General features: G+C 53.0%; 14 protein-coding genes. 5 read left to right on the top strand and 9 right to left on the bottom strand.

The features are described 5' to 3' along the window. Positions 1–11: 11 nt before the first annotated feature. The 8 genes from SLIP_RS08630 to SLIP_RS12140 all read right to left on the bottom strand — a co-directional run bounded on the left by SLIP_RS08630 (position 12) and on the right by SLIP_RS12140 (position 9,750). Positions 12–1,949 (bottom strand): methyl-accepting chemotaxis protein, encoded by a 1,938-nt coding sequence (locus tag SLIP_RS08630; RefSeq protein WP_013175891.1) that lies wholly within the window; start codon positions 1,947–1,949, stop codon positions 12–14. Positions 1,950–2,035: 86 nt separating this feature from the next. After that, positions 2,036–3,526, bottom strand: a complete 1,491-nt coding sequence (locus tag SLIP_RS08625) for an Hsp70 family protein (protein ID WP_013175890.1) — start codon at positions 3,524–3,526, stop codon at positions 2,036–2,038. Positions 3,527–3,530: 4 nt separating this feature from the next. Further along, on the bottom strand, positions 3,531–3,914 hold the full coding sequence (locus SLIP_RS08620) for a hypothetical protein (protein ID WP_013175889.1): 384 nt from the start codon (positions 3,912–3,914) through the stop codon (positions 3,531–3,533). Next, positions 3,915–4,706: a ParA family protein gene (locus SLIP_RS08615; RefSeq protein WP_013175888.1), complete on the bottom strand. Its 792-nt coding sequence runs from the start codon at positions 4,704–4,706 to the stop codon at positions 3,915–3,917. A gap of 11 nt (positions 4,707–4,717) precedes the next feature. Beyond that, a complete protein-coding gene (locus SLIP_RS08610) occupies positions 4,718–7,390 on the bottom strand; it encodes a chemotaxis protein CheA (RefSeq protein ID WP_013175887.1) in 2,673 nt (890 codons plus the stop codon). 23 nt (positions 7,391–7,413) lie between these two features. Beyond that, positions 7,414–7,788: a response regulator gene (locus SLIP_RS08605; RefSeq protein ID WP_013175886.1), complete on the bottom strand. Its 375-nt coding sequence runs from the start codon at positions 7,786–7,788 to the stop codon at positions 7,414–7,416. Between the two features lie 11 nt (positions 7,789–7,799). Continuing rightward, entirely contained in the window at positions 7,800–8,630 is an 831-nt protein-coding gene (locus tag SLIP_RS08600; protein WP_013175885.1) for a CheR family methyltransferase, read from the bottom strand. 28 nt (positions 8,631–8,658) lie between these two features. Continuing rightward, the gene (locus tag SLIP_RS12140; RefSeq protein WP_013175884.1) at positions 8,659–9,750 is read right to left on the bottom strand and encodes a HEAT repeat domain-containing protein; all 1,092 of its coding nucleotides are present in this window, start codon (positions 9,748–9,750) and stop codon (positions 8,659–8,661) included. 282 nt (positions 9,751–10,032) lie between these two features. Between SLIP_RS12140 and SLIP_RS08590 the strand changes: the two genes are divergently transcribed. The 3 genes from SLIP_RS08590 to SLIP_RS08580 all read left to right on the top strand — a co-directional run bounded on the left by SLIP_RS08590 (position 10,033) and on the right by SLIP_RS08580 (position 12,796). Next, on the top strand, positions 10,033–10,311 hold the full coding sequence (locus SLIP_RS08590; protein ID WP_013175883.1) for a cell division protein ZapA: 279 nt from the start codon (positions 10,033–10,035) through the stop codon (positions 10,309–10,311). After that, complete coding sequence (gene polX / locus SLIP_RS08585; RefSeq protein ID WP_013175882.1) at positions 10,311–11,987, top strand: DNA polymerase/3'-5' exonuclease PolX; 1,677 nt, start codon at positions 10,311–10,313, stop codon at positions 11,985–11,987. Before SLIP_RS08590 ends, polX begins: the two co-directional genes overlap by 1 nt. 65 nt (positions 11,988–12,052) lie before the next feature. Further along, the gene (locus tag SLIP_RS08580) at positions 12,053–12,796 is read left to right on the top strand and encodes a DUF421 domain-containing protein (RefSeq protein WP_049765036.1); all 744 of its coding nucleotides are present in this window, start codon (positions 12,053–12,055) and stop codon (positions 12,794–12,796) included. Here SLIP_RS08580 and SLIP_RS12425 read toward each other — a convergent pair. Next, a complete protein-coding gene (locus SLIP_RS12425; RefSeq protein ID WP_013175881.1) occupies positions 12,683–13,972 on the bottom strand; it encodes a phosphatase PAP2 family protein in 1,290 nt (429 codons plus the stop codon). The two genes, SLIP_RS08580 and SLIP_RS12425, sit on opposite strands and share 114 nt — an antisense overlap. Positions 13,973–14,182: 210 nt before the next feature. Between SLIP_RS12425 and SLIP_RS08570 the strand changes: the two genes are divergently transcribed. Together SLIP_RS08570 and SLIP_RS08565 are read left to right on the top strand one after the other, a co-directional pair. Beyond that, complete coding sequence (locus SLIP_RS08570; RefSeq protein ID WP_013175880.1) at positions 14,183–14,422, top strand: DUF2283 domain-containing protein; 240 nt, start codon at positions 14,183–14,185, stop codon at positions 14,420–14,422. 119 nt (positions 14,423–14,541) lie between these two features. Further along, entirely contained in the window at positions 14,542–15,501 is a 960-nt protein-coding gene (locus SLIP_RS08565; protein WP_013175879.1) for a hypothetical protein, read from the top strand. Positions 15,502–15,564 lie beyond the last annotated feature (63 nt).

Raw genomic sequence — 15,564 nt, 5'->3', positions numbered from 1 at the left:
GTAATAAACGTTTATTGACCTGCCTGTAGCTCATCAGCGATAGACGCTATTTCTTCAATGGAGTTGGCAAGCTCTGCCACCCCTCGGGCCTGCTCGTCAGCCGTGCGAGAAGCGGCTTGTATTTCAGCAAACCCTGCGGTTATCATCTCGGTCAAAGCCTCAACCAGTTTTTCGGCTTTCTCAACCGCGTTGCGGATATCAGTTACGGCTTTACCTACCTGGGCGCGCTGGTGCGTAATCTGGGCCAGTGATTCTTCGACTTCGTCATTTTTCTTGGCAGCTACCCCTATAGCTTCGTCTGCTTGCCGGGATACGCTTTCGGACTGACCCAGGTCAGCGATAACTTTGCTCATCTGCTTCTGCAGGTCCCTTACCAGGTCCTTGATCTTATCGGCATTTTCTGCCGACTCGGTGGCGAGGTTACGGATATCACCGGCAACTACGGAGAATCCACGACCGTGCTCGCCTGCAGTTGCGGCCTCTACGAACCCGTTGACAGCCAGCATGTTGGTCTGGATAGAAACGTTTTCGATGGTATCCACAATCTTTTCAATACGCCGGATTTTTTCTTCGAGGGTCTCAATGGAGCTGTTGGTTCCCTGATACGAGTCAATACATTCGCGCAGGTCCCTCCACACAGCACGAGCTGCCTGACGGCTGTCGGTTAATATCTGCTGCAATTCCCCTAAGGTTTGACTGGCCTGGGTTATGCACTCGTTCATTTTGGCTAGGAGTTCCTGGCTGGTGTGTACCAAGGTTACAACCTTCTGGACATCCTTTTCGGATAGGCTGGCGGCGTTTGTCATCTGGCTAAGAGAGCTCACGATCTCACTGGCGGAGCTGCTTATTTCTTCTATATTAGCGGAGAGCTGTTCCGAAGTGGCAGCCACTTCCTCGGCTGATTTGTTTACGTTCGTAGATGTCTTAAGTTCATCCGCCATCTCCGCCAGTTCGTGGGTAGCCTGGTTGACCTCGGCCAGTGCCTTGCTCTGTTCGGTCACCGCTTTCGTGGACTCTTCACACCCTACCCTGATCTGGTCTGTATTGGCGGCGATGGATTCGCAGACAGAACGGACTTCCTGGGCCGTGCGGTCCATCTGGCCTGAAAAATCCAAAAACCTTGCCAGTATTTCCCCGTAGAGCTGAAACCGCTGTGCTACCCCCTGGAACCCCTGGTTATTATGCTCGGTGCGCTGTTGCATATCCTGGAAGCTTTCTACTACCTGGTTTATATCTTTAACTACCTGATCCACGCCACTACGAATTTCCTCCACTACTCCGCGGATATCCCGGGCTGCGCTTTCAGAAATCTCGGCCAGGTTGCGTACTTCATCTGCTACTACCGCAAATCCACGCCCGTGTTCTCCAGCGCGGGCTGCTTCAATAGCGGCGTTCAAGGCCAGGAGGTTGGTCTGGTCTGCGATCATGACCACAGTCTGCACGATGTCTCCGATCTGCCGGGACTGTTCTTCCAGCTCGGCAATGCGCTTGCCGGACTGGGCGTTTTTCTCTGCTGCTTCTACCAGGTGAGCGCGCATGTTTTCCATGGCGGCCACCGACTCACGCATGGTGCCGAGACCTTCCTGGGTTATCTTATAGAGAATATCGAAAGTCTCTACGACCTGCTGCGCCGCATTACTTTCGTCCTGAGCAGTCTGTTTTACGGACTCAGACATCTCCGCTACTTGCTGCATGCGTACCGCTAAGTCAGTCATCATCCGGGCGAATTCCTGGGCTGATGCGGTTGCCTCCTCTACTCCTGCCAGGAGTTGTTCGGAAGCGGTGGCGATTCTCTCGGCCATAGCCTGCTGCTTGGCCAGGGTGCGGGCCCGGGCCTTTTCTTGAGCCATCCTGCGGGCCTGTTCCCGCTTCTTGGATATATCTTCTTCGTCGGTCTTCAGGGTCAATCCGGTTTTGGCACCGGGCGGTGTTTCCAATCTTCTAGCCATTCGACTCCCTCCTCAATTCTAAAAAATAACCACGCCTACCGAGAGCTTTTCTTTCTACTGGAATACCAGCGGCATACGAACAGGTCTCATATAACCGTTAGCGAAGTCCCGCGGCGGTTTTCACCCGGGTGTCCGCCGGAAAACGCCACGTCAGTGATCTGTACTTGGTTTTCCGTACCTGTTTCCGTGTCCCGAGCGGCAACCTCGAGAACTCCGTTGCGGTCAATGGTGAAAGTTACCTCGATGCACGGCACCCCGGCTGGAGCCTGCTGGATGCCAGCCAGGTGAAACTTGCCCAGGGATACGGCTGCTGAAGCCTCGGACTGGAGTTCGTCCCGCTGCAGGATGTGAATTATCACCTCCTCCTGATCGTCTTCGACTGTGGTAAACAGGCGCGACCTGGTTACCGGATAGAGGGTATTAGCTGGAATAATGGGGACAAATTCCCCCATATCATCTTCAATGCCCAAGGTGTGGGAAGTTACATCGTAGAGTTCGATATGTTCGACCTGGCCAGCCAGGATTCCAGCTTCTATGGCGGCTCCGAGTGCTACTACTTCGTCGGGATTGATATCGCTTTTTATTTCTACCTGCCCGAACAATTCCCGTACCACCCGCTCGAATCCGGGCATCCGCGAGGCCCCGCCAGCCATAACTATTACATCCACCCAGTCGGGACCAACCTCCGCTTTCTGCAGGGTTTGCAGGATAAGAGAACTGATCTCGTTCCAGAGGTCATCTGCCAGGTGCTCAAATTCTTCCCTACGGATGGTCTGGTTGAGATGAACCGGGCCTTCAGTTCCCATGGTGATGTAAGGTATCAGAACCGAGCACTCGTTTACGGTTGACAGGTCAACCTTAGCCCGTTCCGCGTGTATTTGAACCTGTTGGCAGGCTACTTTGTCGGCAGCGAGATCTATCCCATGAGTTTGCTTAAAAGTTTCGAGAATGTGCCTTATCAGCCGGTTGTCGAAATCGATCCCCCCCAGGGTAGTGCATCCCCCGACCGCCACCACCCGGCAGGTGCCACCGTCGTTTTCCATAAGGGTGATATCGAAGGTACCACCTCCTATATCGAGCACCAGGACGTGTTCCTTTTCCCCCGACTGCAGGCCGTAGGCCAAGGCCGCGGCCGTGGGCTCGTTCAACAGCTTCAATATCTTTAATCCCGCCAGCCTTCCCGCCTGCAGGGTGGCCTGGCGCTGGTTGTCGTTGAAATAGGCGGGTACGGTGACTACCGCTGCCTCAACGGGCTGGCCCAGGTATTTTTCGGCGTACTGCCGAAGTTTTCGTAACACCAGGGCTGAGATCTCGATAGGAGTGTACTCCCGCCCGGATATGTTTACCCGGTAGTCGGAACCCATGTGACGCTTGATGTAGCATACCGTCCGGTCGGCTTTCAAGACCATCTGGGAACGAGCCAGCTCCCCTACTAGGACCTCCTGGTCTGTTTTGAAGTACACGGCCGAAGGTGTCAATCGGCTCCCACGCTCATTGACGATGATTTCCGGCTTGCCTTCCCGGTTGATATAGGCTACCAGAGAGTTGGTGGTGCCTAGATCTATGCCCACAATCACTGTTCTAGCCTCCTTGCAAGAGCGAGTTAAGGTTATCACGCGCAGTAAGGTTGTCAGGGCAGACCTGAACTGCTTTTTCCAGCAAGCGGCGGGCCTGGGCTGTGTAACCGTGTTCATACAGGATGACGGCAGCGTTATTCAGGGACTGAGAGGCCAGGCTTTTGGCCTCCGGGGTTATCGCGGGGCCTTTTTCGCGAACCAGGTCGCTGGCCAGACGGTAAAGATAGTACGCTTCAAACACGTTTCCAGCTTCATCTTCGCGCCGGGCCTGGTCGAAAACACTTTGGATGCGGTTCCAATCAACAATCCCCCCGGGTTGATTAACTGAGGATTGGACCGAGGACAGCAGCAGGTCCAGCCCCATTCCCAGTTTCTTTTTCCCTGCCATCTATTGTTCACCACTTCTAGAAAGGATGGTTTCCACCAGGTTTTCGTAATCCTGAGCTCCCCGCGATGCTGGGGAGTATTCGAATATGGTCTTGCCAAAACTCGGGGCTTCAGCTAACCGGATATCATTTCGTATGGGGGGGAGCAGCATTTCTTCCCCAAAATTGTTTTTTATTTCCGCCAGTACGCTCCGAGCCAGGTTGGTTCGAAGGTCGCACTTGACGGGGAGAACTCCCATCAGGCGTAACCCCGGGTTGAGCTCGGCATTGACCCGGTACAGGATACCCATCATCTGAGCCAGACCGTCCATCGAGAGAAATGAAGGTTCCGTAGGTATTACCAGCCAATCCGCAGCGACGAGGCCGTTTACTGCCACAAATCCCAGCGATGGGGGGAGGTCGATGAGTATGAACTGGTAGTCTTCCATGACATCCAAAAGCAGATCCTTTAAAAGGGACTCGCGTCCGGTCTGATTTGCCAGTTCCACTTCAACTGCCGAGAGATCCGGCTTAGAAGGGATGAGGTCGAAGAGTTTCTGGTTTCTGATAACTGTTTCGTTTATTTGCTCCTTGCCCAACCCCCGGGGACTGGCCGCAAGGTGCAGTAGTTCGTACAGGGTCATGGTCAACCGGTGGGGCAGTATCCCAATGCTTACCGTAGCCTGGGCCTGAGAATCGGCATCCACCACCAGTACCTTTTTCCCTCTGCGGGCAAGGCCGTCGGCCAGGTTGACAGTGGTCGTGGTTTTTCCGCTGCCTCCTTTGCGGTTGGCAACAACGATAGTTACCGCCATGGTTTTCCTCCCTAGCTGCCGGTCAGGTGAAGTTGCAGGAGTTGAACAGGGTTCAGGATTAGAACCACGCTACCGTCTCCCAGAATAGTAGCTCCGCTGTAAACCTTGAGACCGGCTAGTTCTTCGCTCAGAGATTTGATGACGAATTCTTGCTGGTTTTGAAAACGGTCGACGATCAATCCTACCCGAACCCGGTCTATGTCCAGAACTACAATCGGTACCCTTCCGTCTTCTGACTGGTCTACGCCGTTTCTATCGGAAGGTGATTCTATTCCCAGCACTTGGCCTAATCTGATTAGGGGGATGATCTGACCGCGAATATCCGCTACCAGCTTTTGTTTGTAACTCCTGATGAACGCTAATGGCAGTTTCACCGTCTCCACTATAGCGTCCAAGGCTATGATGAACCGTTGGCCTAATGCTTCGACCATCAACCCCTGGATTATCGACATGGAAAGCGGTATCTTCAGGGTAAAAGTAGTACCAGCGCTTGGCTGGCTGTCCACATATATAAACCCGCCCAGCCGCTCTATGTTGTTTTTTACCACGTCCATCCCCACGCCCCGTCCGGACAGTTCGGTAACCTCTTGAGCGGTGCTAAACCCCGGGGCAAAGATGAACTGGTAAAGGTCCTCAGGGCTCATGGTCTGCGCATGGACAGGGTGAACCAGTCCTTTTTCAACGGCTTTCTGCTTGATGCGTTCAGGGTCGAGGCCTCTACCGTCATCGGATATTTCGATAACGACATACCCTCCTTGATAGTAAGCACGAATCGAAATAGTACCCTGGGGATGCTTGCCCAGAGCTTTTCGCTCTTCCGGAGGCTCTATCCCGTGGTCTACCGCGTTGCGCAGCATGTGGACCAGCGGGTCGTTGATAGCTTCGATTACGGTTTTGTCGAGTTCAGTGTCTTCTCCCGTGATCACCAGGTCCACCTGCTTTCCCGATTTACGAGAAATGTCGCGGATAGTACGGGGGTACCTTTGAAAAAGCACGCGCAGCGGAATCATCCGGGCCGACATGATGGCGTCCTGCAGTTCGTCGGAGATCCTGGCTACTTCCATGGCTGCCGCTTTGACCTCTCGGGACAAGGCTGGCAGATTGTACTCCATGCTTACCTTCCGGGCTAGGTGCAGGATGTTGTTCTTGGAGATCAGGAGTTCGCCTATCATGTTCATGAGCCGGTCCAGCTTTTCCTGGCTGACCCTAACCGACTGCCCGGCAATTTCCCCAACTGGTCTGGTTTCTTCTGCTGTTTCCCGCTGTTTTTCCCGGGCTACTGCTTGCTTAGAGAGGGCCATAGCCACTTCTGAGGGGGAGGCTAGACCCGATTCGACCAGGATCTCGCCCAGTCGTTTGTCGGCGTACTCCAGCGGCACGTCCTCTATGATACGCTCGACCTCAGCCACCTTGGTCTCTAGCAGGTAGAGCAAGCGTTCAAATCCTGCCCGAAGCCTTTCCAGCATCGAACCTGTAAGCACGTCTCGTTCCGGTGTAACTGTCCGGACAAACTGAGCCTGGGTCGCCGCTTCTTCAGCCAGCTCATTAAATCCGAGGTAGCGAGCGCTCGAATGGAGGTTTTTTAGGGCCCGCGAGTACTGCCTGAAACGGTTAGTTCTTACAGGGTATCCTTCGCGGGCGGTATCCAGCAGGCCTTTTATGGATTCCAGGGCTTGGTTGGCTATGTTGATAAACGCGGCCAGTTGGTTAGAGGCCAGGAAGGGCCTAGTAGACATGCTTTCTTCAGTCTCGTTCCGTCTGCTCGAGACGCACCTGGCTGCCATTTCCATCCGCTGGATGATATCTCGTGTCGAAGGATCCGGCTCCCCGCCCTCGCCCAGCGTTTTAACCAAGGCAGATACCTTGTCGACTGCCTGTAGGACCAGATCAACTATAGATTCCGAGAGAGGTTGGTTTTGGCCAAGATAAGATTGAAGTACGGTTTCGGCCGCATGGGTTAGGGCTCGGATAAGTTTGACCGGGTCATTCTCTCCTTGGTCAGGACGCATGCTGGCTATGACCCCGGCTCCTCCTTTGATGCTGTGGAAGCTGCGCATGATAGAGTTGAGTATTTGCGGATCCTGTGGGTGTTTTTCCAGTTCCACGCAGTAATGTTCTACAGAGCTGAGGTGTTCTACCGTTTCATCAATAAAGTCGGGGAGCATTTGATCGAGTAGATACGAAAAATCGGGGCTTTGCTCCGGCCTCGCCTCCTCATCAGGCTCAGGCTGAGACTGTCCGGTGAGCCGGAGACGGATCTCTTCAACTGTTGCTGCCAACTCCTTACCCCCGGCGTCGGGAATATTAAGGGCGAAGGGCTCCTGAGGTGGATCCGCCTGTAACTCCTGCAACTGGGCCACAACCTCTGCCAGCTGCAGGTGCAGAACATCGACTCCCCGTAAGAGCAGGTCGGTTATTTCTGAGTCCGGAATGTAGAGGCCTTTGCGGATATCCGTCAGCATCGATTCTAGACAGTGGGCGCAATCTTTAATTGGCGTGAGATCGAGTAGCCCGGCTACTCCTTTAACCGAATGCAGGGCCCGAAAGACAGAGTCTACGGTTTCAGGATCAAAGTCTGCCTCTAGCCTCAGAATACCTTCTTCAATGCCTCTAAGATGCTCGCTCGATTCCTCCACTATGCCTTGGAGTATGTCTATATCGTCAGGCTCAAAGGTCAGCCTCACTCTCTTTTCGCCTCGCTTTTCCTTCAAGCTCCAATCAGCATTTTGATCATTTCGATCAAGGTTGCCGGGTCGGTCGGTTTTACCAGATAGGCGTTGGCACCGGCCTCGAACCCTCTTTGCTTATCTTTTAACTCGTCTTCAGTAGAAACGATGATGATGGGGATGTCTTCGAATTCCGGTTCCCCGCGCAAATGCTCGATGAGGGCATAGCCATCCAGGTTGGGCATGTTGATGTCGGTAATTACCACGGCCCAGGGGGCGGATGAGCCGTATGCCTTTTCCAAGGCATCAGCTCCATCTACCGCGGTTACCACATCAAAGCCGGCGCTTTTCAATATATAAGAGTGAAAGTTGCGAATCATTTCCGAATCATCAGCCACCAGAATCTTGCCGCCCATTACGAACCTCCTCAGGCCTGGTAAACGATATGGCCGTCCATTTTCCTAATCTTGAAAGCCGTGCTGATACGGCTCAGAGACTCGGCATGACCCAGGAATATAAACCCGCCTTTGTTCAGCATGGTATAAAACCGTTCCACCAACTGTTTACGTGCAGCATCGTCAAAGTAGATCAAGACATTGCGGCAGAATATAAAATCGTAATTGTTCTCGTACCTGAGAGCCCGCCTGTCCATAAGGTTAAGGTGCTCGAATACCACTATTTCTTGGAGCTCAGGCTTGACCGCGAAGACCCCGGGGGACGGAGTGGTGAAATACTTCTGCAAGTAAGCAGGGGGAACGTCCTTGACCGAACGGGGATCATAAACGCCGCGCCGGGCTGTTTTCAGGACGTTCTCATCGATGTCGACCGCTTTGATCATCACTTCCCACTGGGTTGGATCATCGAGCATCTCCGAAAGGATGATAGCCAAAGTGTAAGGCTCTTCACCGGTTGAACACCCGGCGGAGAACAATTTCAGGGTCGTGTCTCCGGTCCTCTGCTTTTGTTCTACTATCTCTGGCAGGCAGTGTTCGGCAAAAACCTTCAGCTGCGAAAACTCCCGGAAAAAGTAAGTTTCGTTGACGGTGAGGAGGTTAACCAGCTCTTGAAACTCGCGCTGCTTAGGGTCGAAGAACTTCAGAAAACGTATATATTCATGTACCGTGTCCGCACAACAAGCCTGCATCCGCTTGTGCAGGCGCTTCTTTATGTAGTAGATTTTGTTTTCCCCGAAAAACATCCCGGTCCGCTCGTAGATCAGGTTTCTCAAAGCAATGAAGTCCTCAATCGGTAGATCCACTCTGTTGTCACCGTTCCTCCGTTTCAGGTTAATCAGCCCAGCAGTCGCCGCCTCGCCCCCGTAAGAGTTCGAGCGATCTTTCGATTGCTTCTAAGAGCTCGTCATCGTGAGTGTGCTGTCTAAGGTTATTCAAATACGTCACCGCATCACGGTTGCCGTATAGCCCTAAACCTTCGACTGCTCCCAGGCAGGCGAGCTTGTTTTCTGGTTGGAGATACCGGAGAAAAAGCGAGTATATCTCGGGATTTTTATACTCTCCCAGAAGCACCAGAAGCTCGTAGCGGTTGATGTCATTGATCGGGCTCCCGATAAAATGTACGATCTCCGACAACAACTCCGATGGTAATAGGTCATAACCGTTGCGTTGCAGGATGCCCTCCAGGGCGTTGATAATCTCTTTGACCATCAACGGGCCTTTTTCGCGCATGAAAGACAACAGCAACGGGAGATGGTCCCGAGTTCCTTTACCGGCTATGAACTTGAGGTACGAGTATTTTTCGAGCTCGCCGATTGATTCGTAGTCTGGATAAAGCCGGGTGACTATTTCCTGGCTGGTTTCATCACCGATACGAGCCAAAGCCTCCAGACAGGTACAGCGCAAAAGCAGGTTCCCGGTAGACCGGAGAAGCTCGTTGATACGGTCTGTATATTCAGTCGATTCTAGCCGTCCCAGGTACTCAACGGCGGTGATCACGTTGTTCACCTCAGGGTCACTTAAAGCCTCGGCTAAGACCGCCTTCGCCTCTGCGCCCCCTATATGGAAAGCTATGTCGAGCACGAACTTCCTCACATCTTTGCTGGGATCAGCGAGCAGGGGCCGGATACCGTCAACGGCCTTGTCTCCCAGCCTGGCCAGAATGTCGATGGCGGAGTTGCGGGTAAAGGCGTCATCGCTATAAAGAAGCGATACCACGGTGTTGATCAGCAGCGGGGTGTCCATCGATTTGAGGGCGTTGACGATAACCTCGCGGACAAACCGGGAATCTTCGACCTGCAACCTCTCGACCAAGGCTGAAACGCTCTCGTCGGAGTTCTCGTAGCCAAGATCTTCAGCGGCAAAAGCCCGCTCCTTTTCGCTGGCTGAGTTGAGTGATTTTATGAGTTCATCGATACCCGGCACGAGCTGCACGCTCCTCGTTTCATATTGGCGGCGAACATCTTTACGGATTCTTTCGCTATTTTCCGCAATCATTGACCAGGGATTAATTGCCAACAAACCAGCTATTCGACATTATATGACAGTACTCCTGCTTCTAAAGGAGGAAAATTTTTTGACACTATTCGACATCTGTCCTAGACTTTTCTTGCAATAGAGTAGCCAAGGTGTCCTGGATCGAGAGAGAAGGGAAACAAGGCCCGGGTGTCGAATGAAGGAAAAAACCCGTGGTAGGGAGGGGTGGCAATGAAAGAAAGGAAGAGCGAGTTTACCAGGGTTAATGTCAAGATCTTCGGCGAAGACTATGTGGTAAAAGGGACGGAGGATCCCGAGTACATACAGATGCTGGCGGCATACGTGGACCGCAAGATGCAGGGTATAAGCCAAAAGATGCCTAGCTTGCCGGCAACGAAGGTGGCAGTTCTAGCAGCTCTCAATTTGGCAGACGAGCTGAGCAAGCTTCAAGAGGACTATGATGAGTTGGTAAAGAAGCTGGAAGAAGGCAAGACCAGCAGGATGGGTTGATGATGGATAATCAGGAAATTGCCCGGATTCTGGATGAGATCGCCGATATACTCGATATACTGGGCGAGAACCCGTTCAAAGCCAGGGCCTACCGTCAGGTAGCCAACCATATCTACCGGATGGAGACCGATCTGCACGAGGTTTCAAAGCATCATGGCCTGGAGGGTATTCCGGGGGCCGGTAAGGCGATTCGGGCCAAGTTACAAGAACTTTTGGAGACCGGGGACCTCAAGTACTACCGGGAACTTCAGGAAAAAGTGCCGCCCGGGGTTCTAGAGATGCTGGCTATACCTGGCCTGGGGCCGAAAACAGTCGGGGCCATCTACGCTCAGACCGGAATCGATACTCTGGAAAAGCTATACCGGGCCGCCCAGGAGAAGAGGATTCGAGAACTCCCAGGGATGGGTGCCAAGACCGAATACAATATCAAAAAGGGCATTGAAATGCTCCGGTCAACACGAGATAGTTTCAACTTGGGAACAGTCCTACCTCTTGCTCTCGAATTCAAGAACTTTCTTTCGGGGTTCGATTGTGTCCAGATAGTCGAGATTACAGGAAGCGTGAGAAGGGGAAAACCCGTAGTAGGAGACATAGATATCCTGGTCGGGTCCGCCGAGGAAGAAGCCGTGAGAGAAAAGGTGCGGCGTTTCCGGCGGGTTCAGGAAATTACCGAAGAGAAACCAGGACACGTTAAGGGTAGATTAAGGCCAGGCATTGTGTTTGAGGTGTTGATAGTACCGTTTGGGGAGTTCTGGCGAGCACTGGTCATCAGTACGGGGTCTAAAACCCATCGCGAACAGATACAACCTGCCTTAGATACCTTCGACTGTAGTTCGGCTCATTCGGAAGAAGACGTTTACAGGCTGCTTTCTATGCAGTATATTCCTCCGGAGTTGCGCGAAGGCCGGGGCGAGATCGAATTGGCGCGGAACTTTGCTTTACCCCATCTGGTAACTCTGGAAGATATTAAAGGCGACCTGCATATTCACACCGATTGGAGTGATGGGGCCCACAGTTTGCGTGAAATGGTAGCCGCTGCCGCAAAACTCGGTTACTCCTACATGGCTGTAACCGAACATTCGCGTTCTCTGGCCGTTTCCCGCGGGCTCGATGTGGAAAGGCTTTTAGCCCAGGGGAAGTTGGTAGAAGAACTTAACCGGGAAAACGACGGGTTCAAGATCCTGACCGGTATCGAGGTCGATATACTCAAGGACGGCAGCTTAGACCTGCCGGATGAGGTTTTGGCAAACCTGGATGTGGTTATAGCATCCATTCACAGCCATTTTCGTTTGTCTCGTGCTGAGCAGACCGAGCGCGTGCTCAAGGCGGTTGAAAACCCGCACGTCGACATCATTGGGCACCTCACGGGAAGGCTTCTGGGGCGGCGCCCAGGATATGAGATCGACATCGAAGCGGTTTTAAAAGCAGCGGCCCAAACCCGCACGGCTCTGGAAATCAATTCTTACCCGGACCGGCTGGACATCGACGAGGAAACCGCTTTTAAGGCCAAGGCAAAGGGGATAAAAATTGCGATTTCGAGTGACGCCCACCACCGGGCTGATCTGGGATTGATAAAATACGGGGTGATAAACGCCAGGAGAGGGTGGCTGAGCAAGGAGGATGTGTTGAACACTTTGGAAACAGAAGAGCTCATGGCTTACCTCAGGAATAAATAAAGGATTGGAAGCAGCATACTAAGTCAGGGTCCCGACCTGGATTAGCCTGGCGGAGGATGGATGAGATGCTGGAATTCGTCCTGAGGGCTGTAGGTATGTATTTTCTGGCCATGGTGGTAATAAGGTTTATGGGAAAGAGAGCCCTGGGAGAACTGGGGCTCTTTGATTTTGTGATAATGACCGGGGTAGGCCATACCCTGACCTCGATCGCTTTGGACCGCAGCCTTCCTTTCTACGAAGGCATCGTGGTGCTTTTGACCCTGGCTGGGCTCGAGTATATCATGGGCTTTGCCTCGCTCAAAAGCCAGCGCTTAGCCCGCCTCATTTCGGGGGTGCCGGTAGTTGTCATTGATAACGGCCGGGTTATAAGGGAGAACCTGGCCCGGGAAAAGTTTAATGTCGATGACCTGATGCAAGAACTGCGGAAACAGGGAATAAGGGATGTGAGCGAAGTAGACAAAGGCATACTGGAGCCCTGCGGAGGCTTCAGCGTTGTCCTCAAGCCTGATTTTGAACCCGTAACCCGTGGTGAGTTAGGGCTTAACTGGGAACCGGGCCCTGACAGCATTTTAACCCTAGAGCCGGTTTCAAGAAAGCACGTACTAAACAAACCGGCCATGACGGACGACGGGGAAAAAGAGCCGCCGGTTTCCCTTGCTCAACTGGAAGGAATGGTGAAAGAGATACGGATGGTCCTAGACGATGTTCTGAGAAGGCTGGAGAAGTTCCAAGCACAAGATGGAACTGGCGAGCCAGAACCCGCCGGCAGCAAAGCCAGCCAGCACATCGCTAGGGTAGTGGACTCCTAGATAAACCCGGCTGAAACCGATAGCCAGCACTAAAAGCGGAGCAAGACACGAAAAAGCCCATCTGGTCACGGGCGAAGACGAGTGGCGAAAGACCAGGTAAGCCAGAAACCCGTAAAAGGCGGTCGACATCATGGCATGACCGCTGGGGAAACTGTATCCGGGAGCCGAGACCAGGGGCGCGAGCTCCGGCCGGATTCGGTGGAAGACGTTTTTCAACACCTCGTTTGTCATGCCTGCTCCTGCCAGAACCAGTACCACTGTAAGGGCTTCAAAAGACCGTTTCCTGGTCAGCGTCAGGTATAGCCATAGAATAACTGCTATGCCTGTCATGACCGCAGGCGAACCGATGACGGTGACCGATTTCATTACGGCGGTGAGGGCAGGGTGGTGAAAGGCGGCCACCGCCTGGGATACCGCGAGGTCGAATGGCTCGAGCTCGTTCTCCAAGAGTTCCTCGGCTAGCGAGGCAAAAACTAACAAGCACACCGAAGCTACAAGTGTAGCCGCCGGGAGGAGAGGGGTATTCTGGTGCAGCCAAGCCAAACGGCGGGAATAGAAGTTTTCGAGTTTTGTTTTGCCCGTAGTCCAAAGGTTTCGCCCTAAAGAGACTGCAGGGGTGTGGCGCAGAACCACGTAGATAAGAGTGAAAGCTAAGACCAATCCTATAGTTATGAGCTCGAAGTACTTGGTTATGAACTCCTGAGCTCGGGCGCCTGCGGCGAAAAGGAGAAATCCCTCAAAGAAAAACCTTGCCCCCCGGCTGACCAGTGAGGCGAGAACAAAAACCCGCTTTCTTATTCGGAAAATGCCGGAGGCAATAGTGAATATCTTATAAGGGATTGGGGTAAAACCGGCCACAGCTACAGCCCAACCACCGTAGCTCGCGAAAAGTTCTTCTACCTTTTGCAGGCGCTTTGCGGAGACCAGCTTGGAGAGAAGAGGGCGACCAGCCTTGACTCCCAAAAAATAACCGAACAGGCCTCCTATGACCGAACCACCGGTAGTAATCGCTGCATACCACAGAGCCAACCCCGGTCGATTGACGGAAAGGCCGATTAGAAGGATATCCGGGGGGATAGGGAAAAACGATGATTCGGCAAAAGCGACTATAAGGAGCCCAATCGATCCGTAAGCTACCAACGCTTCAGAGAGGCTGTGCCAATCCAGTCCGAACACGGGGTATCATTCCTCCTACATACACTTGGTGGCTTCAAAAACTCCCATACAGTATAACCCATAACGCTGAGATGCAGCAATGAGAGACCAATCCACCGTGTGAAATGCGGCCCCGAAGAGCCTATTGAGTGAAACCGTGTGCCGGGTTATAGTTAAGCGTAGGGAGGAGGGGTCGCGGTTGACCGAATCTGATGAAAGGGGTTTGGAGGTATGAGAATAACCTATGATGCTGAAGTTGATGCTCTCTACATCAGGTTTATCGAAACTACGGTTACGACGGAACATGTCGCAGAGGGAATTGCCCTGGATTACGCAGAAGACGGCCGCCTGGCTGGTATAGAGGTTCTAGACGCTCGCAGAAGGTTCGGCAGTTTAGATGTTTTTCGAAAAGTTATATTAGAGGATATAGCTGTTTCTTTGCCTGGGAATACGCTGTTCCCTGCTGAGTAGTTGTCTGCCCAACGTGATTATGAAATTGCCGATAAACGGCTGTGCCTGGTTTGACAGAAGATAACCATTCTATTCGTACATTGTTTTTCCAGTAACTTCAGGGAGAGGGGACTTGGCTTATGAAACTTGCAGACATATATCGATTGGCGGTAGAGAAGGGGATTGAGAGCGACGTGCGGGGCCGGGAGGAAATCGAGAGGCTGCTGGCCCAGGCCCGCAAAGATTACGAGAAGCTGGAGGAAAAGGACCGGGAGTTTTTTGACCAGGATTCGCTATGGAACCCGTTTGCCGACACCCGAATACTTAACGGAAACGGTGAAGAAGAAGTAAACACAGTTATGTGCGGGGTCGATATCGAGACCCCGGAGATGCTGCTGGCAGACCGCCTGCGGGAACGGGGCGAGAAGATAGACCTGGTCATTGCCCATCATCCCGAAGGGAAAGCCCAGGCAGCTTTGCACCAGGTGATGGAGTTGCAGGCGGATCTTCTTTACCGGGCCGGGATACCTATTAACGTGGCCGAAGGCATACTCGGGCCCCGCATAGCCGAGGTAGAGAGGCTCATAGCCCCGGTCAACCACCAGCGGGCGGTGGATGCGGCGAGGCTCTTGGGGATACCCTTCATGTGCGTGCACACTGCCGCCGATAACCTGGTCAACCGTTTTCTGCAGGATTACCTCGATAATGCGGGTTTGCGGACGGTGGGCGACGTGGTAGAAGCGTTGGAGAATATCCCTGAGTACCGGGAGGCTCGAAAACTCAAGGCCGGACCGCGCATATTCTCCGGTGACAAGAAGAAGCGGGCAGGCCGTATCTTGGTGGATATGACCGGGGGAACCTCCGGTTCCGAGCAGGCTTACGAGAAGATGGCAGCGGCCGGCATCGGCACGGTTGTCTGTATGCATATGCAGGAGAAGCATCGCAAGAACGCCAAAGACCACCATATAAACGTGATTGTGGCCGGACACATGGCCAGCGATTCGCTCGGGCTCAACTTGTTCCTGGACGAAATCGAGAAGGCAGGGGTAAAGATCATCCCGGCATCGGGGTTGATAAGGGTGAGGAGAATTGAGAATTGAGAATTAAGAATTAAGAATTAAGAATTGAGAATTGAGAATTAACGGGTTTGGGCAGTAAAAGGG

Origin of the sequence: Syntrophothermus lipocalidus DSM 12680 (assembly GCF_000092405.1) — a bacterium.
GTDB lineage: Bacteria > Bacillota > Syntrophomonadia > Syntrophomonadales > Syntrophothermaceae > Syntrophothermus > Syntrophothermus lipocalidus.
Note: the sequence above shows the minus strand (reverse complement) of the source record. Positions and strands in the feature narration are given on the sequence as shown.